Below are 20,236 nucleotides of genomic sequence, written 5' to 3'. Positions count from 1 at the left end.
GAGCCTACGCGAAGCCTCAGCTTGCTCGAAAGCACGCGCTCGGAGGCCACGTTGATCCTTGATGCCTCGCGCTGCGTGCCAAGACAGCGCTATCCATTTCCTTCGAGCGTCCGGTCTCTGATCCATCTATCGGAGCTGTCACAAGAAGGCAGCCGTCCAGACCTCGCAGGCTCATGCTGGGGACTTTAGCTTTCGAAAAGCTGACGACCGGATGATATAGGCGGACGCCGGATGGACCGACTTCGCTCCGAGCGGTCTTGCAGCTTTCACCATCACTTCTGGCCTGGACCGGCTTCGCGCAAAGTGCCCTCATGGTGCGGCGTTTCGGGAGAAGCTACCAGCCGTCCGTCCCGGAAGACCGTGCTCGAGGAGCCGCGAAATAACATCAAAACCGACTCGTGTTGTGGCCTCTCGGCGGCGACGGGACCGCGCCGGGCCTGCGCTTCCGCCACAAGGCCTTTAAGGGTCTGGTCCACCAGCGCAACAAATCGGGGTGGGCCAGAAGCAAGGATGAGGCTCTCTCCCGGAGCCGGTTTCACGATATAGCGCTCATCCGAGATGTTGAGCGCGTCGAGCGCGGACTTGAGCACATCGAAGCTGATTGGGTTCAATACAATGAGCCGGCTTTGCGCCTCGTGGGCGGCAGAGATGTAAAGCACGAGCCCGTCGTAATACCACTGAAGATTGTACAGGGCAGTCAAACGGTCAAGGAATTCTCGTGGCGGCAGGTCCGGCATTCGTCCGCGAATCCGGCCCCTGACGTCGGCGCTTACATTGACCCTGACATTGAGATTGTTTCCGAACTCCTGCAGCGCCGCAGAAAGATCCTGATCGAGAACGGTATAGCTATAAGGGGCGGACGGCAGCGAAAGGGATGCAGCAGACGAGCGCATTATTCCGATACAGATGAAAACGCCGGCACAAAGAGCTCTTTTCAAAACATGTACCACCGTGGATCGCGCGAGCATTCCTGGACGCCTTCCGCTCATCATGAGGCTTGAGTTTCGTCCAAGCTTGGGAGCCAAACGTGATCTTTAGATGACGCAGGCAGCCCGATCTCCGTCAGGTTTTCGTCAGCTCGCCCGCCTATGAACTTGATCGGTTCATCGGCTAACGCCTAGGTCTCAACAAACGAGCACAATGACTCACTCCATGTTGTTAGGCGCAACGCCGATCCCTCCCAATTCAGCCGATTGTCTTTCCAGTGCCTGCTCGCCGGCAGCTGCTGGCGAGCAGGCGCGCTTTGAGCAGTCCCTGGCGCAAGTAGCTTCCAATCAGGGATCTGCTTTCCCGCCCGGGGACCGGCCCGCAGCAGCTCCGCCAATGTTGGAGGTCCAGCGCACGAATGTGCTGGCGAGTCCGCCCGGTGACCGAATCCTCCAAACCCTTTCCAGTATCTACCAGGGCCGCGCCGTTCCTCCGCCGATTGCGCCGGCTGCCGCGACTGTCGTGCAGCCTGGACCGGCTGCGCAGCTGCTTTTGCAGGTGGATAACGTTGGCGCGCATGCGACTGTTAAACCGGTTGGGGCCGATTTTGAATCGATGATGACGAATCTGCGAGACGTGTATAGGGATGTTATTCAGGTTTCCCTCGTCTCCAAGGGCACCAGCGCCGTCAGCTCGTCGCTAAACAAGCTGCTGTCGGCCGGCTGAGTAAGCTGATGACTGGCGATATGAAAAGGGGTAGCTGCGGCGGCGATCAATCGTGGCGGCGGCTTCGTATGTGTTTTGCTATGCCCCTTCTCCTCTCGCTGATCGGTTGTAAGGCTGATCTCTACACCAAAATTCAGGAGCGCGAGGCTAATGAGATGCTCGCGCTTCTCCTTGGCAAGGGCGTTGATGCTGTCCGTGTTGTCGCCAAGGACGGAACCAGTACAATCCAGGTGGAGGAAAAGCAGCTCGCTTATTCGATTGACCTGCTCAATGTTGAGGGGCTGCCGCGCCAATCCTTCAAAAATCTTGGCGAGGTTTTCAAGGGATCGGGCCTCGTTGCCTCGCCGATCGAGGAGCGGGCACGTTACGTTTATGCTCTAAGCGAAGAATTGTCGCGCACGATTAGCGATATAGATGGCGTCCTTTCAGCACGCGTCCACGTGGTTCTGCCGAAGAACGACTTGTTGCGGCAAGATGCGACCCCGTCTTCAGCCTCGGTCTTCATTCGCCACGGCTCCAGCGCGAAGCTCTCGGCACTGTTGCCGCAGATCAAGATGCTCGTCGCAAACAGCATTGAAGGGCTGTCCTACGACAAGGTTGCGGTCGTCTTCGTGCCGGTCGAGCGCGCTCCAATCGAGCAGCCTGCCGCGCCGGTAGTCCCTACGGCTCAATCAGCAAGAGCCGGCTCAGCGCCGTTACTTGCGCTAGCTGTTGGAGGCGCCGGAGCGGTATTGGGCATCGTATCTTGCGTATTGCTGGGCCCGCGCATGCGTCAGTTTGGACAATCATCACGTAAGTTGAGCATATTCGGTCGGCGCTCGCGTGTGCCTGCTGACCAAGCGGCGGGCAAAAAGATGATTGCTGATGCGTCATAGTCTGAACGCTCATGTCGGCATCAATGTCAACCACAACCACAAGACCCAATCCTTCGTTCACGGTTGCAGCCGATCGGCTGCGCGAGCTTGCTGCCTCGGTCGATCCCGGTCGTTTTGCTGCGCTTCTTGACCCGCTGCTTTCGCCCTCCACGTTGGCTCGGCTACAGCAGAGTGCCAGGCTGCAGCCAAGGCTCGCCGAACTGCTGCTGGGCAGCAAAGTGGAGGCTAGCTGCGCCGACTGGGACGAAGATGCTCTGTTCGGGCATGATCCGCGGCGGGCTGCGCTGCTCGCGGGCAGCATCTGGCATGCACGCTCCATCCTCAAGCTGGTTTCCAGGCACGATCTGCCCATATTGGTAGAGTTGATCGGTGCCGAAGCGCACGTTTTCGCTGTCCGGCATTTATCAAGTGCCGTCGCAACGATCCCGATCCTCGATCCAGAGCAATTGTCGCGACAGATCGAACATGACGGGCATGCTTGTCTCGGCGCTTGGCTCGAACAGACTTCGCCCCTTGCTCGTATCCGCGTGCTTCTACGCTTGCCCGTGGGGACGGCCGCCGAGAGTCCAACTGCTGAGCACCGTAGCGCAGCAGGCCCTCTGCTTTCCCTCGTCTTGGCTCATTTGCGTACAGAGGATGCCGGAGCATGACGGCCGATGCCCTAGGATCACCCGCGTCCCCGCAGATTCGGCCTCTTGGGCCCCTGATAAAAGCTGCGCAGCTTGAGATCTGGCACGATGCCGTACGGGCGCGGGCCGCTGCCGAGCGGCATCTGCAGCGGGTGCGCGGGTGGGCACGCCAGGCTTATGAGCGGGAACGGGCGCGGGGCCGCGCCGAGGGTGCAAAGGCCGGCGCAGAGGAAATGGCTCGGCTTATTGCGCAGGCAACTTGTGAACTGGCCCAGCGCAAGGCGGTTCTGGAGCGGGAATTGCCGCAAGTGGTCTTTGAGATCGTTCGCGATCTGCTTGGCGCGTTTGATCCGGGCGAGATGCTGGTCCAGTGCGTTCGTCATGCCATCGAGCAAAGATATAAGAACACGGAGGTTTGCCTTCACGTATCCCCACTGAAAGCCGACGTGCTAGCCAGTGAGTTCAAGGACTATGACGGAATTGAGGGCCGTCCGAAGGTCAGGATTGAGGCGGATCCGGCGCTGAGCGCGGATCAATGTGTCTTGTGGAGCGAGTTTGGCAATGTCGATCTTGGACTTGCGGCGCAGCTGCGCGCGCTGCGTCTCGGCTTTGGCTTGTCAGAGGAAGCTGAATCGTGACCGTGCAACGATCGACCCATCATGCCGCGGCCGCAGAAGGAACCGTAAAGGCCGCACTCTCGTCCCTGAGATCTTCCGCCAAGAACATCGATACACGCGCTGTCCGCGGCCGGATTACGCGGGCCGTGGGCACGCTGCTGCACGCCGTCTTGCCGGAGGCCCGGGTCGGGGAACTATGCTTGTTGCAGGATCCTCGCAGCGGATGGTCGCTCGAGGCCGAGGTGATCGGTCTGTTGCCGGACGGGGTGTTACTCACGCCCATCGGGGACATGGTGGGGCTGTCCAATCGCGCGGAGGTGGTGACGACTGGGCGAATGCAGGAAGTGGCTGTGGGTCCCGATTTGCTCGGCCGAGTGATCGACAGTTTTGGCCGACCGCTCGATGGCAAGGGCCCGATAAAAGTCGCCGAAGCCAGACCGCTGCGCGGCAGGGCGCCCAATCCGATGAAACGGCGCGGGATCGAACAGCCGTTCCCGCTCGGCGTCCGTGTCCTGGACGGTCTTTTGACATGCGGAGAAGGTCAGCGGATCGGAATCTATGGTGATGCCGGTTGCGGCAAGTCGACGCTGATGTCGCAAATCGTAAGAGGCGCGGCGGCCGACGTCACTATCGTCGCGCTGATCGGCGAACGCGGTCGAGAGGTGCGCGAATTCATTGAACGTCATCTTGGCGAAGCCCTTCACCGTTCCGTCGTTGTGGTGGAGACCTCCGACCGTTCGGCGATGGAGCGGGCCCAATGCGCCCACATGGCGACAGCGCTGGCCGAATATTTTCGTGATCAGGGCCTCCGCGTCGTTCTGATGATGGATTCTCTGACGCGCTTTAGCCGCGCTATGCGTGAAATCGGCCTTGCCGCAGGAGAGCCGCCGACGCGGCGCGGATTTCCGCCATCCGTTTTTGCGCTGTTGCCGGGCTTGTTGGAGCGCGCCGGCATGGGCGAGCAAGGCTCCATTACGGCCTTCTATACCGTGCTTGTCGAAGGTGACGGCACGGGTGATCCAATAGCGGAAGAATCACGCGGCATTCTTGATGGCCACATCATTCTCTCACGCGCGCTGGCCTCTCGGGAGCATTTTCCGGCTATCGATGTGCTGTCGAGCCGCAGCCGCGTCATGGATGCGATCGTGTCGGTGCCGCATCGCAAGGCGGCATCCTTCTTCCGTGATCTGCTCTCACGCTACGCTGAGGCCGAGTTCTTGATCAAGGTGGGTGAATACAAGCAAGGCTCTGATCCGCTGACCGATCGGGCGATCGCCTCGATCGAGCAGCTGCGGGCCTTTCTGCGCCAGGGGCAGGGTGAGGCGTGCAGCTTTGAGGAGACGATCGCATGGATATCGCGTTTGACCGCCTAAGTCCCGCTCATGCCTCAAAGCTGCGGCTCGTAAAGGACATGCGGGAGCGAAGCGCCGTTCGTGAATTGTCTGACGTGGAAGCCAAGCGCCACCTCGCGACTCAAGCTGTCCAACAAGCTTGCGAGCACCTTGCACTTGCCGAAGAGCGCCGCGCAAAGGTCGAGGCGGAGCTCTATCGGGAGATCCTCGCAGCCGATGCGATATCTGTGTGCGAACTGCAGCGGCGCTATCATCTCATCATCGGGCGACTCACAGACGAGATCACAGCGGCACAGCGCGTTCTTGACAAGGCCCGTGCTGCTCAAGAGCAAGCTGAGGCTGCGGTTATCGAGGCCAGGGCCGTTTGGACCAAGCGTTCAGCGGCGAGCCAGAAATGGCGTGAGATCGATCAGGACGTTCGGCGCATCACGAATGCTCATTTCGAAGCCGCCACCGAAATCGAATCCGATGATGAAGTCTTGCTCCGCTACCGGCGAGGCCCATCAGGTCAGACGGGAGGTGAGCCAGCATGATTGCAGATCCTCTCCCGCGCGAGCTAGGGGCCTGCGGCGCGGAAGCCGCACCGGCATCGTATCGGCCGGCTGAGCCCGCAGCCTTCATGCCGGCGCTGATTCTCTCGCACGCCGTAGCCTCGTGGCTTAACGAGATCGCAGCGTTGCGTGCGCCCGTGCAAGGCCTCCTCGGCGAGAAGCCGCTCTCTGTGCGCGTGAGCCGAACCGTCTGGCAGGCGGAGCCGGCTGCGGCGTCGATGCTTGACTGCGTCTTCGAAGTAGATGGTGAAACATTGATCCTGTCCTTGCCAGGTAAGCTTGCGGAAGCGCTGGTTGGGACCGTGCAGGATGGGCTTACCTTGCCGTCTGAGCCGACGCGTTCGCTGGTCCTGGAACTTGCGCTTGAACCCTTGCTTGCCCTGCTGGAAAGAATGACGCAGCGGAATCTGCAGCTTGTCCGCACCGAGGAAGCGCGGAGTACGAGGCCCTATCTTGAACTTGACATCGCCTATGGTGAGCTCGCCAGCAAGGCTCGGCTGCTTCTATTCTCGCCACTCGACGGTCCCGTTCCGCCAGCTTTCACCGTCCTCGGCGGCCTGCTCGGCCGATTACCGCGACAGACGGCCAGGCTGCTTTCCGAATTCCCGGTCATCGTTGCAGGCCATATCGGTTCGCTCCGCGTCGCGATCAGCGTTCTTCGCCAAGCAGAGCAAGGCGATGCGCTGCTCCCGGACGCAATTCCACTCGCGCGAGGCCAGGTCATTCTCGCTGCAGACCGATTGTGGGCCCCTGCAGAGATCGGCGGCGACAGGCTGGTGCTGCGAGGCCCATTCCGCTTGCGATCCCACCCCCTAAAAAGTGAAGATGTGATGCCCGAAAGCCAGTTGCAACAGCAGCCCCCGTCAGAGGCGGATATCGACAGCATCGAGATCACACTCGTATTCGAATGTGGCCGCTGGCCGATGCCGTTGGGAACCTTGCGAACCATCACCGAAGGCCACGTGTTCGAACTTGGCCGGCCTCTTGATGGGCCGGTCGATATCGTTGCCAACGGCCAACGTATCGGCCGGGGCGACATCGTGCGGATCGGCGACGAGCTGGCTGTCAGGTTGCGCGGCAGGTTGGCGCTTAATGACTGAGATTCAACCCAGCATCCTTGCGCTTCTTGCGATAACCGTCGGCCTTGGCCTCCTGGCCTTCGCTGTTGTCACAACCACCGCCTTTATCAAGGTCTCGGTTGTTCTCTTCCTCGTGCGCAATGCGCTGGGGACCCAATCGATCCCGCCGAACATCGTCCTTTACGGGGCGGCACTGATCCTGACCGTCTTCATCAGCGCTCCGGTCTTCGAGCAGACCTATAACCGCCTTACCGATCCGCAACTTCGCTACCAGAGTTTCGATGACTGGCTGACGGCCGCCAAGGAGGGACAGGAGCCGCTGCGTGCTCATCTGAAGAAATTCACCAATGAAGAGCAGCGCCGCTTCTTCCTGTCGTCCACCGAACATGTCTGGTCGGAGGAGATGCGCGGCAGCGTAACGGCAGATGATTTCTCAATTCTCGTGCCGTCGTTTTTAATTTCCGAACTCAAGCGTGGGTTCGAAATCGGCTTTCTTCTCTATCTTCCCTTCATCACGATCGATCTGATTGTCACGACGATTTTGATGGCCATGGGTATGTCGATGGTATCCCCCACGGTGATATCTGTCCCCTTCAAGCTCTTTTTGTTCGTCACTATCGACGGCTGGTCACGTCTCATGCACGGGCTGGTACTAAGCTACACGACGCCAGGAGGTTGACCATGAACGAAGCCAGCATTCTTACGCACCTTAGTCAATCGCTCGTGCTCTTCTTGATCTGGGTTCTGCCGCCGCTGCTTGCAGCTCTCATCTCCGGACTGATCATTGGCCTCATCCAGGCGGCAACTCAGCTCCAGGATCAAACCCTGCCGCTGACAGTCAAGCTTCTGGTCGTCGTCGCCGTGCTAGCCGGGTTCTCTCCCGTACTCAGCGCTCCACTAATCGACCAGGCCGAGCACATCTTCAGCGAGTTTCCAGCACTCACCGCAAGATACTAGCAGAGCTTGAATGGCTGGCCCGTCACCCGCAGAGGCGCAAGCCCTCGTTCAGGGCACGATCGAATTCGTCGCCGCAACTGGGCTGAGTACGGCCCGCGCCCTAGGCATCATGCTGGTGCTTCCCGTCTTCACCCGGCCGCGTATCAGCGGCCTCGTTCGGGGAAGCCTGACGATTGCGATCGGACTGCCGTGCCTCGCTCAGATCAAGCTCGGTCTGCAGGCTCTGGACCCGAACACGCGCCTGGTCAGCGTTACCATGCTTGGCCTGAAGGAGGTGTTCGTCGGTCTTATGCTCGGCATCCTGCTCAGTATCCCAATGTGGAGTATACAGGCAGTCGGCGACATCATCGATACTCAACGAGGAATTTCAAGCCAAGTTGCGGGGGAGGATCCCGCGACGCACAGCCAAGCGTCCGGAACCGGGCTTTTTCTCGGTGTCACGGCGGTTACGATCTTCGTTCTGGTCGGCGGGCTGCAGACCATGGTGAGCGGCCTTTATGGCAGCTACCTAGTGTGGCCTGTCTATCAGTTTCTGCCTGCCATGACAGCGCAAGGGGCAATGGAATGTCTGGCCCTTCTCGATCGTATCATGATGACAACCTTATTGGTCGCCGGGCCGGTGCTGGGCCTGCTGCTGCTGGTTGATATCGCGGTCATGATGCTCGGCCGTTTTGCATCTCAGCTCAAGATGAACGATCTCTCCCCGATGATCAAGAATGTTGCGTTCGGGGTCATCATGGTCAGCTACACCGTCTATCTGCTTGAATACACCGGCGCCGAAATCCTGACCTCGAACAACATGCTAGAGTATCTGAAGAAGCTGTTGAGATGAGCTCTACGAGTGAGGAGAAAAAACTTCCTCCGACGCCCAAGAAGCTGCGCGATGCACGCAAGAAGGGGCAGAGCGCGCGCAGCTCGGATCTGGTGAGCGGCGTCAGCGCTTGTGCCGGTTTCGGCTGCCTGTGGTGGCGAGCGGGTGCGATCGAGGACAAGTGGCAGGAGACGGTCCGGCTCGTCGATAAACTGCAGGAGCAGCCGTTCACAAGCGCGGTGCCACAAGCGCTCAGCGGCTTGCTAGAACTTTCGATTGCGACTGTCGCTCCGTTGCTCGCCGCCGCCGTGACAGCAGCTCTTCTGGCCAATGTCCTGGCTAATGGCGGCTTTATGTTTGCTTCGGAGCCGCTCAAGCCGAAGCTCGAGAAACTGGATCCCATCAAAGGCTTGAAACGCATCGCCTCGAAACGTTCGGCCATCGAGCTTGGCAAGACCCTGGCTAAGGTGGTTTTGCTTGGTGCGACCTTCTTTCTCACCGTGATCGCGAGCTGGAAAGCGCTGGTGTACCTGCCAGTCTGCGGCATGGGCTGTTTTGGCTTCGTCTTCACCGAGGTTAAGCTGCTGATTGGGATTGCCGCCGGAGCTTTTCTGGTCGGCGGATTGGCTGACCTTCTAATCCAGCGCTATTTGTTTATGCAGGACATGCGCATGACGGAAACGGAGGCCAAGCGGGAGAACAAGGAACAGCAAGGCAACCCGCAGGTGAAGCGTGAGCACCGGCGTCTTCGGCAAGAGTCGGCCAACGAGGCTCCGATCGGCATCAGTCGAGCCACGTTGATATTGCGGGGATCGGCAACGCTGATTGGGCTGCGCTATGTCCGAGGCGAGACCGGCGTTCCGGTCTTGGTCTGCCGCGGCGAGGGCGAAGCTGCTTCGCAGCTGCTTGGTGAGGCGCGCGCGCTGCACCTTACCATTGTGGATGACGATGTCCTGGCGCGTCAGCTGCTCGGCAAAGCAAGGCTCGGCAACCCGGTTCCCTCGCAATATTTCGAGTCGGTCGCAAAAGCACTCTATGCTGCGGGGCTAGTCTAGGTCATCCTGTTCTGACGCTCCGATCTGCAGCCTGGCGCTCGATGAAGGCTCGGATGTTCGGCGAGGCGACGATGGAAAGCCTCTGGGCCGCGGCCTCGCCGACCGGATCACCGGATCAGCTGCGGCGCCAAGCGCAACAACTTGTCGGCCATTTCGAGAGCTGCGGCGCCTACACCCTCGAGGACGCCCACTTGTACCACCTTGGCTAGAGGGGCCCTGCCATTCGGTTGACAAGCCGGTAGCGCTGATCGTCAACTAGGACGGCCGCCATCTGTAGCATGCTCTCTGGTCGCCTATCTTGAGCCGCGCTGCTACAGGTTCATACGATCACAGCGTTTATACGTCTCAAGATCGGCCTGAGTGCCACATTGCGCCGCACACGTTCGAGAGCCGCAGGGCATAAGCCTGCGTGCGGGGGGAAAAGCAAGCCTCCAGCTAAACTCGGGACGCAGGAGTATTGCCACCATTGTCCATCAACGCCGTCTTCCCGCGCAGGGTGCCTGCAGCGTCTATTGCTTCACCTAACCCAACCCGCTAGCTGACACCGGACAAGCTTCGCCGAACATTGAAGGTTTGCGCCGGGAGTTAGCTCGAGGCATGGATTTCGCATTCGGTCGGCAAGAACCTCTGGATGATCCCGTATAGTGGTGCCGCGGCGGTCAAGTGCCTGGCGGTCGCCTGGTTGCGCGAGTCGCCGAGATGGTTCTAATGGATCATGTACGCAGCCGGCGTATCTGCTTCCGGCCGTCGAGGGCATCCACTGCGATCAAAGTCCCTTTCAGGTGGCCCGTCCAGGAGCGCTCGTTGGCTCACAGGGCAGGGCCGTCAACAGGCCGAGCAGGCTGCCAGTGAAGCCTTCGAAGCAGGGTGGAAGCGATCACCCGTTCCAGCGGCTTGGAGACCTCGTAGACAATTATTGAATGTTGATTGCTGCTCCATGTACGTGCGCTCACGGACTTTGTCTCCGCCATCCATCTACGCGCAGCCGCCACCATCCTCCATCCGATCGCCCCAGTTCTCAGCCTCTGGGCGGGCGCCGATGAGCATAGCGACAGCACACGGACGCGAGCTTTACAGCCTGGGCTCTCGCCGTATCGCGTTCACTCCCTCCTTTGCTGGCACGTTACCAAATGAGGTAGGTATCGCGTGTTGGCAATTGTGGTACCTTGTAGGGGATGGTCGAAATGAGCCGCGAACAACTTGGTACGTTATAAGCCCTTCAAGCCAGGAGATCTCGAATGGCACCGAATGCAAGCGAAGACGAGAAACGCGAGCGGCGGCCACATGTCGGGCACGACCCGGCTTTGGTATCTGGCGCTTCCGCCGATGGCGCTGGAAAATCTACGACGGCTGCATCGCCGATTCCATTTACCTTTCGGGAATGGCAGAGCTCGATTGAAGCGACAAGCAACCTGTTCGCTACGGCCCTGAAGGACGGACTAGGTTTGACTGCTTCCATTGTGCATGACCAGGCCACCTTTCTGAAGAATATTGCGGACTCCAAAACTTCCTCGGAGCTGTTGAGGTGTCACCTGGATTTCCTGGAGAAATTCTGGTCGAGGTCGTTCAGCGCCGGCTCGAAAATATTGGATCATCTCAAGCCACAGCCATCACCTGCGGGAAGGCAGGCGATTCACTGAGCCTGCAATAAGAGCCCAATCGCAGCTACTTCCTCCAGAGCCGAGAGCATATGTCGCCCACGGATGAAGGTGTGGAGCGCTGCACGTGGGTTCAGCTGACCTGCCAAGTACTCCTACGATTGCTCTGAACTCACGATGCCGCGAGGTAATCTACGATTCGTATTGCCGTAGATACCTCTCTTTTTGTCGGCTAGAGCTTTTGTTGGGCGGAGGCAGGCAGCCGCTGCGCGCTCAAGGTGGCGCAGATCCGGTTGGGCGGCCGATGCCGGGATGAGTGATGACATGATCGCCACAAGCCGGGGCGTCGGCCACTTGGCGGCCACTTGGCGGTCTGCCACCCTTCGACGTTTTTGTCGAAGGCAACCTGGCGGAGAACCAAAGCGAAGAGCCGCCTACCGGGCAGAGCGCGAGCTCAACGACAAGTAAGAGGCCCTTCTGGTGGCCGCCGCCTGCAGTCCTCCGACAGGCCGGGTGCTGGACACTGCTGGCTGTCGAGATGCTCAGGCTGACGTGGTACCAGAGCCTGTCGCCGGAACGTCGTTCTCACTCTCGACCGCAACTGGCCCACACGGGCCGCTTTCGTTTTGGGAATTGCCGGGTCTCGTCAGCTTTCAGTAAGCCAGCCCGGATATAGAGCCGTTGTGGTTAACGGGGCGTGGCAGGGACAGCGCTATCTATCCAGAACGGTCAGCGCCGAGTCACGCTTTCCGCTAAACTCAACGGCAGCGCGGGGCGGCAGGATAGTGCCTTTTTCCAGCCCCCCAGGTCGGTAGGCGCCAGGCCGCGCCCGCGCTGCTACCTGTCGCCGACCATCTGTGGTCAGCTTTAGTGGTTTTAAGCGTTCCGGGGGTGGACATGGACGGCTTCAACTCAACATCTTCGCCTTATGCGCCGCAAGTGCGGCGCAACCAGCTGTTGCCAAGTTTGTCTCTTTATGTGCCCCCGAGCTGGCAGCACGGAGATCAGTGGGCGCCGGAAGAACTCAAGTTGCGAATGGATTTGCACAAGCTTCTGCCATCCGTGTCTGAGCCAAAGAAAAGTCTCACTCTCGGGGGCGTGAACTACACGGCCAGTATCGGGCCGCCAGGCTCTGAACACGAGATTTTTCTCCGCAGAAACTGAACTGGCTTCCGATTGAAGTCAGAAGGCGGAGAGTCGCGCCCGCGCTGCCTGCGATCCGAAGCTGATCGCCGAGCCACGTGAGGCAACTACAAGCCCTGCGGCGAGAGCTTCGTCGCCCTGGCCGAGGGTCTGCAGAACGCGCCGTGGTCGCTCGGCGGGCCAGCATGTGAGCATCGCGCCGGGCAAAGGCTGCTCAGTGACAATGGTTTGAGTTATATGGCGGACGATCTGGCCGAGTGACTCGACCAGAAGTGCATGCAGCACGTGCGCGGCGCTCCGTACGACAAAAGACAAGAAAGAAGATTCGTCGTTCTCTGACTGGCCTCACTTTTGCTTGCTGCTCGTTCGCTGGAGGGCAGATCTGAGGTGGAGATTAGAATGTCTGCGTTGTCGACGCTGAACGTACTTGCGCTACCTTTTGCGACAATGATTGCGCTATTCCCAGCATCCGCAAAAGCGCCGATCTGGAGTTCGAGCGATCAGTACGGTACCTTCTCCCGTGAGGGCTATTCCTGGAACAACGACGTATATGGTCAAGGTGCTGGGCATCAGACGATCTCGGTGTATTCGATCAATCAATGGAGCGTGTGGTCGAACCAACCTGATACTGGTGGCATCAAGAGCTATCCCCACGGAGCTTTCAATATCGGGAAACCGCTGAGCGCGATCAACGACCTCAGGTCAAGCTTTAATCAGAGCGTCCCGACTGGCGGCCATTGGAACTTCGCCTACGATATCTGGGACAGCTCAAATTCCTATGAGATAATGCTTTGGACCAACTACACCGGAAATGCCGACGGCAGCGGTGATGTTAAGCCCATTTCTTACAAGTATAACTCTTCAGGGACCGCTGCGATTCCAGTCTACACAGGCGTGAATGTGGGGGGAGCCACTTGGAACGTGTTTGAAGGCTGGAACAAACACAAGGTTATTTCGTTTCTGCGCAGCTCCAAAACCAACAGCGGGACTGTGGACATCAAGAGTATCCTGCAATGGATAAAGTCGAAAGGATACTTCGGCGACATAATCGTCGGCAGCGTCCAATACGGCGTTGAGATAACCTCGTCCCCAGGCGGGCAAAACTTCGACGTCAATCATTGGGCTGTAATCTCGAAGTGACTACCTTGGGACCTACGATGAGGTGATCGTCCGCCCACGGTATGGCGCACGCTGTACGATGCACTTCGTACCGGACCGCGCCAGGCGCTCGTTGTGGGGCCGACGAAGATCGGCCGGGGTTCATGATGGGGGCCGGGCCCTGGCGCCGCACGCCTCGTGCCGAACTGAATTCGCAGGTTCTCGCATTCATTAATCGGAAGAGCCGCAATCTCCGCCGAATCAGGCCATCTGTTTGCACGATCTCGAGATTCTGTTTCTGCTCAACTCCACTAGGCGATCTTCGCGATTGTCATTCTGACTGCAATATTGGCCCTGACGCAATTTTGGGTGCAGCTCCGATTGCTCCGCGCCGATTGCTCGCGGTGGACGAAAATCGATTTTGCTTGCCGCCGTACTTTGGCGCCTGATGACTTGAGGAGCGTCATCTGCCCCCACGGTCTGTTCATTGGGCCAGGGCAAGGTGATCGCCGCCCGAACCGCCGGCAACAAGACTGGCACGAGCACGCTCGATCCAGGATGACAATTCATCCCGGCGAAGGGACGTCAGCCTCTCGGCCCGCAGTCTATGCGTTACCCATTCTCCAACGACACGAACAGAGGCCCGAAGCCGCGCGCCTGCAAGCGGCGCCAAAGTGCAGCGCCGTTTCGGTAACCGGCTGCCCCTTCATCGTCGAGCCGTGGCACGTAATGATCGAGCGAACTCTGTGTCAGAAAGACATCATGGCGTTCACCATGGATCACCTGCCGATCAGCTTTTTGCTATGGCCGGTCTGGCGCACGACCTGCTTGATCGGCGTTCCGCTTTTGGACAGGGCCAAGATCGCCGCGGCGAAGTATCCTTCGTACTTCAGGCGCTCAGCCGAGGTGAGCAGTTTGATGTCGATCTCCACATTCGGCCAAACGCTCGATACCTCTTCCGCCTATTCTTCTGCAAGCTTTTAGGCCGCCTGCCTTTTGTGAGTTCGAGTTCCTTTTGAGCGTCTCACCTCGTCTTGTGGGCGAGTTGTTTCAGCAGCTTTTCGTTGCTCAATTTCTGCTACAGTCCTGCGTGAGTTGCCGTAGGAACAGACAGAACGTAAGATCAAACTCCTGCCAATCAGAAGTGGTAGTTCACGCCAACCCGCATCGTATGAAGCTGTTGCTTGAAGGAGACGGGCGTCGTGACTCCAATAGCGATGGCAGCAGGCGCAATGTCGCCCGTCTGCACACGGCTCGCGACGGAAATCGGCAGCGTTACGTCTTGCCTGCCGAAATCGAAGTAGTCATACTCAACTTTGGCTGACCAGCCGGGCAGGAAGGCATACTCCACGCCGGCCCCCAGTGTGCCGCCAAATATCTTCTTGGTCGCTCGGCCATCGGCAGTACCGTTAGCAGCAAAGCCAGTTCCCAAGTTCGACGTAACGGCAAAGGACTGATTGATGCCGATGCTTGAATCGGCCCAAGCTGCGCCGCCCTTGATGTAGACCAGGCCGCGGTCGCCCACCGTGAGGCCGACCCGTCCGGTGATATCGGCAATCCATTTGGTGTCGTTCGTACAATTCAAGACCACAAAGCAGCCATTGCGCCCCTTGACACCACTCCACAAAAAATCGCCTTCCACGCCGTAGACCATCACACCGGACTGGAAATTGTAACCGGCTTGTACGCCACCGAGGAAGCCATTCATCTGCACCTGCGGCAATGGCACAGTAAAATCGGCAGTGCCGCCGATAAGCTGGTTTACCGTCTGGTTGACTGGGGCGCCAATGAATGTGTTGCCCACAGCGAGGGCGGTCTGGCTGGTACCCCAACCCGAGCCCACACTGCCGCCGATGTAACCTCCAGTCCAGCTGAAGAGAGGATAAACGGGAGCTGGCGCTTTGACGATAGGTGCCGCAGGCAAATCGGCAGCTAAACTTCCGCTCACAAAAGCGATCGTCCCGAACGCAATGATGCCCGCGAGCGACAATTGCTTGTTGCACTTCATCCTAGAGTCCTCCTGCTGGGCACGGAAAATATTGCTGGCTTGGTGCCAAGTTGTGGTTAGCTCGATAGTTGGTGCTGGCAGCCAGATCACCTCTGCAATCTGGTAGGCAGCAGCTTCTTGCTGCGACCGCGACAGCCGCTTCTAGCCGTGTCCGTTCCAGAAAGGCGAGCAGGCTCTGCATTCGAGCCTGTACGTCGGTGCTCAGCAATCCTTGCGCGAAGATCCCTGACACCGCCGAGTATTTCGGAGAGCAATGGCTGTTTTACAAAGCGGACGCGGTGGTGATTCTCGCGGCTCCCAACTGGACCGGCTGACGTTGGCCGACGTATAGCGCGGTATATCTTAGTGGCTGTGCGTTGGTCTGGTTGTGAGTCCACGCCCGCTCTTGATGGGACTCACGATGGGGAGTGGGAGGCTCGATATTTTGGACGACTCGTGCGCTGCATCTCGTTGTCGTCGGACTAGTAGGAGATGTCCTCGCTCTGGCTCACCCAAAAAGGCACAAGCTGCAAGCGCACGCTGGCGGTCCGAATTTCGGTCGCGGCATTGGGGGGAACGGGCAGCGTCGCAATTGTCGAGGCTGATCCACGAGCCGCGGTTTCAAAATGGAAAGAGCGGCGCCGCCGTGCGGTTCATTCGCTTCGCCGATTTGGCCGAAATAGAAGGAGCGCGCGTCCCCCTTGAAGCCGAGAAATCTGGCCTACGGTTATCGATACCCTGACGAACAAAGCGCTGGCCATGCGCGCCATCGCCAGGGGCGCTGCCTGATCTTGTTGCGGCCGAGTCGGGCCGACATCGAAGCTGCCATACAGACGTTGATTGCTATTCGTAGGCTCAACCGCCGGTTTGCGTTCGTCCTCACTCGACGCCACGGCGGGGCTGCCGCGTAAGTGAAGCCGCAACGTCGCTCAATTCGCTCGGGGTGCTCGCGCTTACCTATGTGACAGCGTAATGAACATCAACACGCGCTTGGGGCAGGATTAGGCGTGACCGAGTGTGCGCAAGAGGGAAGAGCCTCGGAGGAAGTTCGTGAGCTGTGGCGCGATAGATCGTTGAAGCGTACTTCTAAGATTTCCGGAAGGAGGATCAGACGTGGATTCAGGTCCGCCTGAGCAGCTGTCCGAGGTGCCGACGAGCCCTCATTCAGCCAAATTGTGGCTGATGGAAGAGAAGAACGCGGCCTCCCGGTAGGCTTTCTGCCGTGTAGAGCTGACCGTGGATAAAAAAGGCGGTCATTGGGACGTCCCGGCGCGGCAGAAGGCCTAGGCTCTGCAATATGTCGATCACGGCAGGCGAAGCCTCTTGGGAGGCGTGCGTCCAGCCGTCGCCCAAGAACTCTCCCAGTTCAGGCACTTGCGGGACTGGCTGATGGCTTGATGCAGGTGCGGCAGACGGCAGAGGAAGGTTCGGCGCTAGCGCCGAGGGAGCGCTCCCACTCCATTCGAACGGTGCCGCCGAATCAAGGTTAGGTGCAAGACCGCCGTAGATATCTGAGGAAGTGCTCAGTGCCGCAGGCGTAGCTTCGCCCGGCAAAGCGGGCCGAGGGTGATGAATGAGCTGAACGTCCTTGGGCCCTGCCGGTCCCAATATCGCCGTGTACCGTTCGCCACCGATCTCAAAGTTCATGATTGGATGTTCCGCAACAGGCAAGAAGTCCCAGTGGCCCAAGGTGGTCAGCATCATGTCTGGGGCCAGCTGGGTGCGATGGGAAAAATTCTTGGGAACGGCGAACGAAACATCGAACGTATCGCCGACAGCGGGCGACCGCAGATGGACGAGCTGAACATCATTGAGCCCTCCTGGTCCCAAGACGGCCATATAGCGTTCACCTCGAATATCGTAGACCTTTACCCGCTGTGCTGCATCCGGCAAGAGGCCCCAGCGGCGAAGCCTGTGCATCATATTCGGCGCGGCCTGAGTCCCGTGGGAGAAATCTTCGGGGACGCTCAAAGACGCATCAAAGGCGTCGCCGGCCGTCACGAACGTCTGCTCAAGCACGGTCTGAGCCCCAGCGCCTTCGTTCATCATCCGCCCAGAGTGGTCTTCAGAGGTGGAATTCGGCTCCCGCGAGCTCGGCTGCCAAGTCGCGGCATCGAAAAGCTCTTCCTGAGCAACACTTTGCACCGGCGAGGGGATGTTTGAACTCATCATTGGCCAAGGCAGCAGTGCATCGAAGGTCGGCGCCGGCATGAGGTTCTCGCGATCCGCGGCATCGAAAAGCGCGTGCTGAGGGACACTTTGCACCGGCGAGTGAATGGTTGAACTCATCGTTGGCCAAGACACCGGTGCATCGGAGGTCGCCCCCGACAAGAAGTTCTCGTGGTCCGCGGCATCGAAAAGCCCTTCCTGAGCGACACTTTGCACCGGCGAGTGGGGCATTGAACTAACCGTTGGCCCAAGCATTGTTGCGGGCAAGAGGTTCTCGCCATCAGCGGCATCGAAAAGCACGTCCTGGGCGACACTTTCTATAGGAGAATGGGCGGCTAACCCCACTGCATGCCAGAGCTGCGGAGTATTGAACCCCGGGGGCAATGAGCCGCGCCCATCCGCAACTTTCCCCATCGGCTGCTCATCGGCCGGCATGGGCAAGGGGGTGGACGGCTGAATGGCGTGGTTCGAACTGCCTCCTTCTCCGCCTAAATTGTTCTGCAGGGTAATCGCGCGATAATCGCGGAGGCCGTTCAAGGCGACGATGAGCACGTTGTCCTTCGGAAACAATCTGTCTGCGTGGCCAAGCAATGCATCATCACTAAGCTTGGCAATCGACAAGGGTCGAAGCGCTACCGCCAACTTCCGCAGAGCGCTCGCATAGCCCTCGGCCGTTCCCTTGCGTATCTGTCGACTAAAACCTGCCTCAGCGGCCTCCCTGATGAGACCCTCATCTTCCCTGGTAGGGCGATAATGTGTTGAGACGGGGCGAGCGTTGGCGTCGGGCTCGCGATACCGACTGACCATTGACAATGCTGGGGCGATGACCTTGTCGTTTGGCAGCAGCTTCTTGCCGTAAGCGAGTAACGTATCGTCATCGAGCCCAGCAATTGATTGGCCGTACTGCTTCAGCTCCCCGGCTAGTTTGCGAAGCCGACGATCGTAAATTTCGACGGTTTTCTCACTCTGCGGTTGCCCGCGATCGAGAGCAGCGCGGGACGCCGCCTGGATGAGGCGATCGTCTTCCTCAGTGACATCATATAGCTCCGCGTGTTTGTATACGGGGCCCGCTTCTCGCACGCCTGCCAAGTGCTGCTCAAACGCCGCATTCGGCTGCTCCGGCTGTTCCACGGTCGCATCTGATGCACTGAACTCCTTGCTTGTGTTCAATCGGTCCATGGTCAGTCCGCTGGCATCCTTCTCTCGTTAGTTCGCTACTCACGTTAGCTTTCCAAAACCTGACGTGGCCAGGCGGAAAGCTAGAATGAAAGGGGAATGACGGCCGCCAATTGCCTTCTCTGCGCGCTGCAGCATCGCTCGCCCGCCCAAAGAAGGCGCCCCATGAAAATGAGGGTCTTCAACTGAGTGGCGGCACATTACATCCACATCGCAGCCGACTAGCTGAGCAGGTACGAAACCAAGTGGATCGCTGACATTATCGGGCGGCTCGGCGTCGCTCTGGGCGATCGTGTTTTACGCTATAGCAAGGTCGGCGCAGCGTGGGCTCATTCCAGCATCGGTATCGATCAATATTGCATCGGCTTTGAAGGCAGGCCTGCTGCGAATGGTGCATGAATGGCAGAACGACAAAAAGGTCTTCGGCGGCACATTACGTGCAGGGCGTCCAATATCCTTTCCTACCCGGCTGGCCAGCCAAGCTTGAATACGACTACTTCGATTTCACTAGGCAAGACGTTACTCTTCGTGTGTCGGTAAACGGGGCAAGTGCAGACTGCTGGCGACGGCCCGACAGGTGTCTTGGACGTTGAAGTCGCATCGCTCACCACCTTCAAACAGCAGTTTTCAAACAATCAGGCTTGGCGTGAATTTCCATTTCTGATTTGAATGAAACTGGACGGCTTAGCGCTGAGGCGCCCGGCATCCCCAGTATGATCCTGACACACAGCGCCGCGCCGCGTTAGGGGCGTGGTGTGACGGCGCTTGAGCGCAAGGTATTGCACAGTGAGTTCGGATATGCGCCTAAAACCGCCTATCGGAGCGGCTGCACATTCTGTGTTGTCGTTCCCGCCGCGTCCGACTCTGCCGTGCCTGCTCCATCTTCTCCGTTGCTCTTGTTGCGCTGGGCGACAGTAGGGTGGCTGGCAAGAGGAGCGGCGGCGCGATCGCCATTAACCGTGACGACAGACCGATTATCCACCAAGTCGAGCGGATCGTTGACCATAACTGCCAGATTGTTTTTGGTCGAGCAACCAAGCGTCGGTTCGAACGAATTGTCGTTCACTGCTGGTCCGACGATCAGAAGCGACGGACAGTTCGGAAGATGCGCTTCGAACGTGATCGCCTCGATCCTGACGCCGGAACGGCCGGCTAAATTTTGGGGAGAAGCGGAGAGGCGGATGTTATAGGGAGCCACGCCCATGGCCCGGGCCTCGTGCGCCACCTGCGCAATGAGCTTAGGGGAGCCGCTCACATCCACATGGAGCGCATCCCGCCGGCCGCCACTTACATTGGCGATAAAACTACGCAGCTGAAGCCTCTCGGGCGCACGGAGGCTCTGCAGGAACAAGACACGTTGTCTTTGTTCGACCTGGACTCCTTGTTCAGCAGGCTTGGGATGGATCGAGGTACTATTTGCGCAGCCCGCCAATGTTGCGGCAATGACAATCAAATTTGACAAATATCGCAGGGTCATTTGTCGATC

19 protein-coding genes are annotated in these 20,236 nt (G+C 59.0%); 15 read left to right on the top strand and 4 right to left on the bottom strand.

Annotated features, from left to right (window positions below; genetic code table 11):
* Positions 1–272: 272 nt before the first annotated feature.
* Positions 273–968, bottom strand: a complete 696-nt coding sequence (locus ACM42_RS02815; protein ID WP_271526516.1) for a secretin N-terminal domain-containing protein — start codon at positions 966–968, stop codon at positions 273–275.
* 172 nt (positions 969–1,140) lie between these two features.
* On the opposite strand from ACM42_RS02815, the gene ACM42_RS02810 reads away from it, so the two are divergent.
* From ACM42_RS02810 to ACM42_RS38590, 15 genes are all read left to right on the top strand, one after another.
* Positions 1,141–1,653, top strand: a complete 513-nt coding sequence (locus ACM42_RS02810; protein WP_333921003.1) for a nodulation protein NolB — start codon at positions 1,141–1,143, stop codon at positions 1,651–1,653.
* 8 nt (positions 1,654–1,661) lie between these two features.
* Entirely contained in the window at positions 1,662–2,528 is an 867-nt protein-coding gene (sctJ, locus tag ACM42_RS02805; protein WP_271526515.1) for a type III secretion system inner membrane ring lipoprotein SctJ, read from the top strand.
* Positions 2,529–2,539: 11 nt separating this feature from the next.
* Entirely contained in the window at positions 2,540–3,178 is a 639-nt protein-coding gene (locus ACM42_RS02800; protein ID WP_271526514.1) for a nodulation protein NolU, read from the top strand.
* The gene (gene sctL / locus ACM42_RS02795; protein WP_271526513.1) at positions 3,175–3,795 is read left to right on the top strand and encodes a type III secretion system stator protein SctL; all 621 of its coding nucleotides are present in this window, start codon (positions 3,175–3,177) and stop codon (positions 3,793–3,795) included. Before ACM42_RS02800 ends, sctL begins: the two co-directional genes overlap by 4 nt.
* Positions 3,792–5,147, top strand: coding sequence for a type III secretion system ATPase SctN (gene sctN / locus ACM42_RS02790; protein ID WP_271526512.1), 1,356 nt, complete (start codon positions 3,792–3,794; stop codon positions 5,145–5,147). Before sctL ends, sctN begins: the two co-directional genes overlap by 4 nt.
* The gene (locus ACM42_RS02785; protein ID WP_271526511.1) at positions 5,123–5,659 is read left to right on the top strand and encodes a hypothetical protein; all 537 of its coding nucleotides are present in this window, start codon (positions 5,123–5,125) and stop codon (positions 5,657–5,659) included. The genes sctN and ACM42_RS02785 overlap by 25 nt, the downstream gene beginning before the upstream one ends.
* A complete protein-coding gene (gene sctQ / locus ACM42_RS02780) occupies positions 5,656–6,777 on the top strand; it encodes a type III secretion system cytoplasmic ring protein SctQ (protein WP_271526510.1) in 1,122 nt (373 codons plus the stop codon). The genes ACM42_RS02785 and sctQ overlap by 4 nt, the downstream gene beginning before the upstream one ends.
* Positions 6,770–7,435, top strand: a complete 666-nt coding sequence (sctR, locus tag ACM42_RS02775) for a type III secretion system export apparatus subunit SctR (RefSeq protein WP_271526509.1) — start codon at positions 6,770–6,772, stop codon at positions 7,433–7,435. Before sctQ ends, sctR begins: the two co-directional genes overlap by 8 nt.
* A 2-nt stretch (positions 7,436–7,437) precedes the next feature.
* Positions 7,438–7,713: an EscS/YscS/HrcS family type III secretion system export apparatus protein gene (locus tag ACM42_RS02770; protein WP_271526508.1), complete on the top strand. Its 276-nt coding sequence runs from the start codon at positions 7,438–7,440 to the stop codon at positions 7,711–7,713.
* 10 nt (positions 7,714–7,723) lie between these two features.
* Positions 7,724–8,545, top strand: coding sequence for a type III secretion system export apparatus subunit SctT (gene sctT, locus ACM42_RS02765; RefSeq protein ID WP_271526507.1), 822 nt, complete (start codon positions 7,724–7,726; stop codon positions 8,543–8,545).
* Entirely contained in the window at positions 8,542–9,579 is a 1,038-nt protein-coding gene (locus ACM42_RS02760) for an EscU/YscU/HrcU family type III secretion system export apparatus switch protein (protein ID WP_271526506.1), read from the top strand. The genes sctT and ACM42_RS02760 overlap by 4 nt, the downstream gene beginning before the upstream one ends.
* A 1,238-nt stretch (positions 9,580–10,817) precedes the next feature.
* Positions 10,818–11,219, top strand: coding sequence for a hypothetical protein (locus tag ACM42_RS02755; RefSeq protein ID WP_271526505.1), 402 nt, complete (start codon positions 10,818–10,820; stop codon positions 11,217–11,219).
* 855 nt (positions 11,220–12,074) lie between these two features.
* Positions 12,075–12,341, top strand: coding sequence for a hypothetical protein (locus tag ACM42_RS02750; protein WP_271526504.1), 267 nt, complete (start codon positions 12,075–12,077; stop codon positions 12,339–12,341).
* Between the two features lie 378 nt (positions 12,342–12,719).
* Positions 12,720–13,460, top strand: a complete 741-nt coding sequence (locus ACM42_RS02745) for a glycosyl hydrolase (RefSeq protein WP_271526503.1) — start codon at positions 12,720–12,722, stop codon at positions 13,458–13,460.
* A gap of 516 nt (positions 13,461–13,976) precedes the next feature.
* Positions 13,977–14,402 carry a hypothetical protein gene (locus tag ACM42_RS38590; protein WP_442868886.1) on the top strand — a complete coding sequence of 142 codons (426 nt, stop codon included), beginning with the start codon at positions 13,977–13,979 and terminating at the stop codon, positions 14,400–14,402.
* A gap of 154 nt (positions 14,403–14,556) precedes the next feature.
* Here the strand turns inward: ACM42_RS38590 and ACM42_RS02735 are convergent, their stop codons facing one another.
* From ACM42_RS02735 to ACM42_RS02725, 3 genes are all read right to left on the bottom strand, one after another.
* Positions 14,557–15,426: an outer membrane protein gene (locus tag ACM42_RS02735; protein ID WP_271526502.1), complete on the bottom strand. Its 870-nt coding sequence runs from the start codon at positions 15,424–15,426 to the stop codon at positions 14,557–14,559.
* A gap of 1,143 nt (positions 15,427–16,569) precedes the next feature.
* On the bottom strand, positions 16,570–18,753 hold the full coding sequence (locus ACM42_RS02730; protein WP_271526501.1) for a hypothetical protein: 2,184 nt from the start codon (positions 18,751–18,753) through the stop codon (positions 16,570–16,572).
* 811 nt (positions 18,754–19,564) lie between these two features.
* Positions 19,565–20,227: a CpaD family pilus assembly lipoprotein gene (locus ACM42_RS02725; RefSeq protein WP_128948652.1), complete on the bottom strand. Its 663-nt coding sequence runs from the start codon at positions 20,225–20,227 to the stop codon at positions 19,565–19,567.
* Positions 20,228–20,236: the final 9 nt, after the last annotated feature.

Source organism: Bradyrhizobium sp. CCBAU 25338, from assembly GCF_028128965.1.
Lineage (GTDB): Bacteria > Pseudomonadota > Alphaproteobacteria > Rhizobiales > Xanthobacteraceae > Bradyrhizobium > Bradyrhizobium liaoningense.
The sequence above is the reverse complement of the archived record's forward strand: the minus strand, read 5'-3'. Positions and strand labels throughout refer to the sequence as shown.

Excerpts from the sequence above, each read along its gene's own strand:
- ACM42_RS38590 (WP_442868886.1), top strand. The coding sequence starts at position 13,977 with ATGACAATTCATCCCGGCGAAGGGACGTCAGCCTCTCGGCCCGCAGTC.
- sctT (WP_271526507.1), top strand. The coding sequence starts at position 7,724 with ATGGCTGGCCCGTCACCCGCAGAGGCGCAAGCCCTCGTTCAGGGCACG.
- ACM42_RS02810 (WP_333921003.1), top strand. The coding sequence starts at position 1,141 with ATGACTCACTCCATGTTGTTAGGCGCAACGCCGATCCCTCCCAATTCA.
- ACM42_RS02785 (WP_271526511.1), top strand. The coding sequence starts at position 5,123 with ATGGATATCGCGTTTGACCGCCTAAGTCCCGCTCATGCCTCAAAGCTG.
- ACM42_RS02745 (WP_271526503.1), top strand. The coding sequence starts at position 12,720 with ATGTCTGCGTTGTCGACGCTGAACGTACTTGCGCTACCTTTTGCGACA.
- ACM42_RS02800 (WP_271526514.1), top strand. The coding sequence starts at position 2,540 with ATGTCGGCATCAATGTCAACCACAACCACAAGACCCAATCCTTCGTTC.
- ACM42_RS02770 (WP_271526508.1), top strand. The coding sequence starts at position 7,438 with ATGAACGAAGCCAGCATTCTTACGCACCTTAGTCAATCGCTCGTGCTC.
- ACM42_RS02730 (WP_271526501.1), bottom strand. The coding sequence starts at position 18,753 with ATGGACCGATTGAACACAAGCAAGGAGTTCAGTGCATCAGATGCGACC.
- sctQ (WP_271526510.1), top strand. The coding sequence starts at position 5,656 with ATGATTGCAGATCCTCTCCCGCGCGAGCTAGGGGCCTGCGGCGCGGAA.
- ACM42_RS02755 (WP_271526505.1), top strand. The coding sequence starts at position 10,818 with ATGGCACCGAATGCAAGCGAAGACGAGAAACGCGAGCGGCGGCCACAT.
- ACM42_RS02735 (WP_271526502.1), bottom strand. The coding sequence starts at position 15,426 with ATGAAGTGCAACAAGCAATTGTCGCTCGCGGGCATCATTGCGTTCGGG.
- ACM42_RS02750 (WP_271526504.1), top strand. The coding sequence starts at position 12,075 with ATGGACGGCTTCAACTCAACATCTTCGCCTTATGCGCCGCAAGTGCGG.
- ACM42_RS02760 (WP_271526506.1), top strand. The coding sequence starts at position 8,542 with ATGAGCTCTACGAGTGAGGAGAAAAAACTTCCTCCGACGCCCAAGAAG.
- ACM42_RS02815 (WP_271526516.1), bottom strand. The coding sequence starts at position 968 with ATGCTCGCGCGATCCACGGTGGTACATGTTTTGAAAAGAGCTCTTTGT.
- sctJ (WP_271526515.1), top strand. The coding sequence starts at position 1,662 with ATGACTGGCGATATGAAAAGGGGTAGCTGCGGCGGCGATCAATCGTGG.
- sctR (WP_271526509.1), top strand. The coding sequence starts at position 6,770 with ATGACTGAGATTCAACCCAGCATCCTTGCGCTTCTTGCGATAACCGTC.
- sctL (WP_271526513.1), top strand. The coding sequence starts at position 3,175 with ATGACGGCCGATGCCCTAGGATCACCCGCGTCCCCGCAGATTCGGCCT.
- ACM42_RS02725 (WP_128948652.1), bottom strand. The coding sequence starts at position 20,227 with ATGACCCTGCGATATTTGTCAAATTTGATTGTCATTGCCGCAACATTG.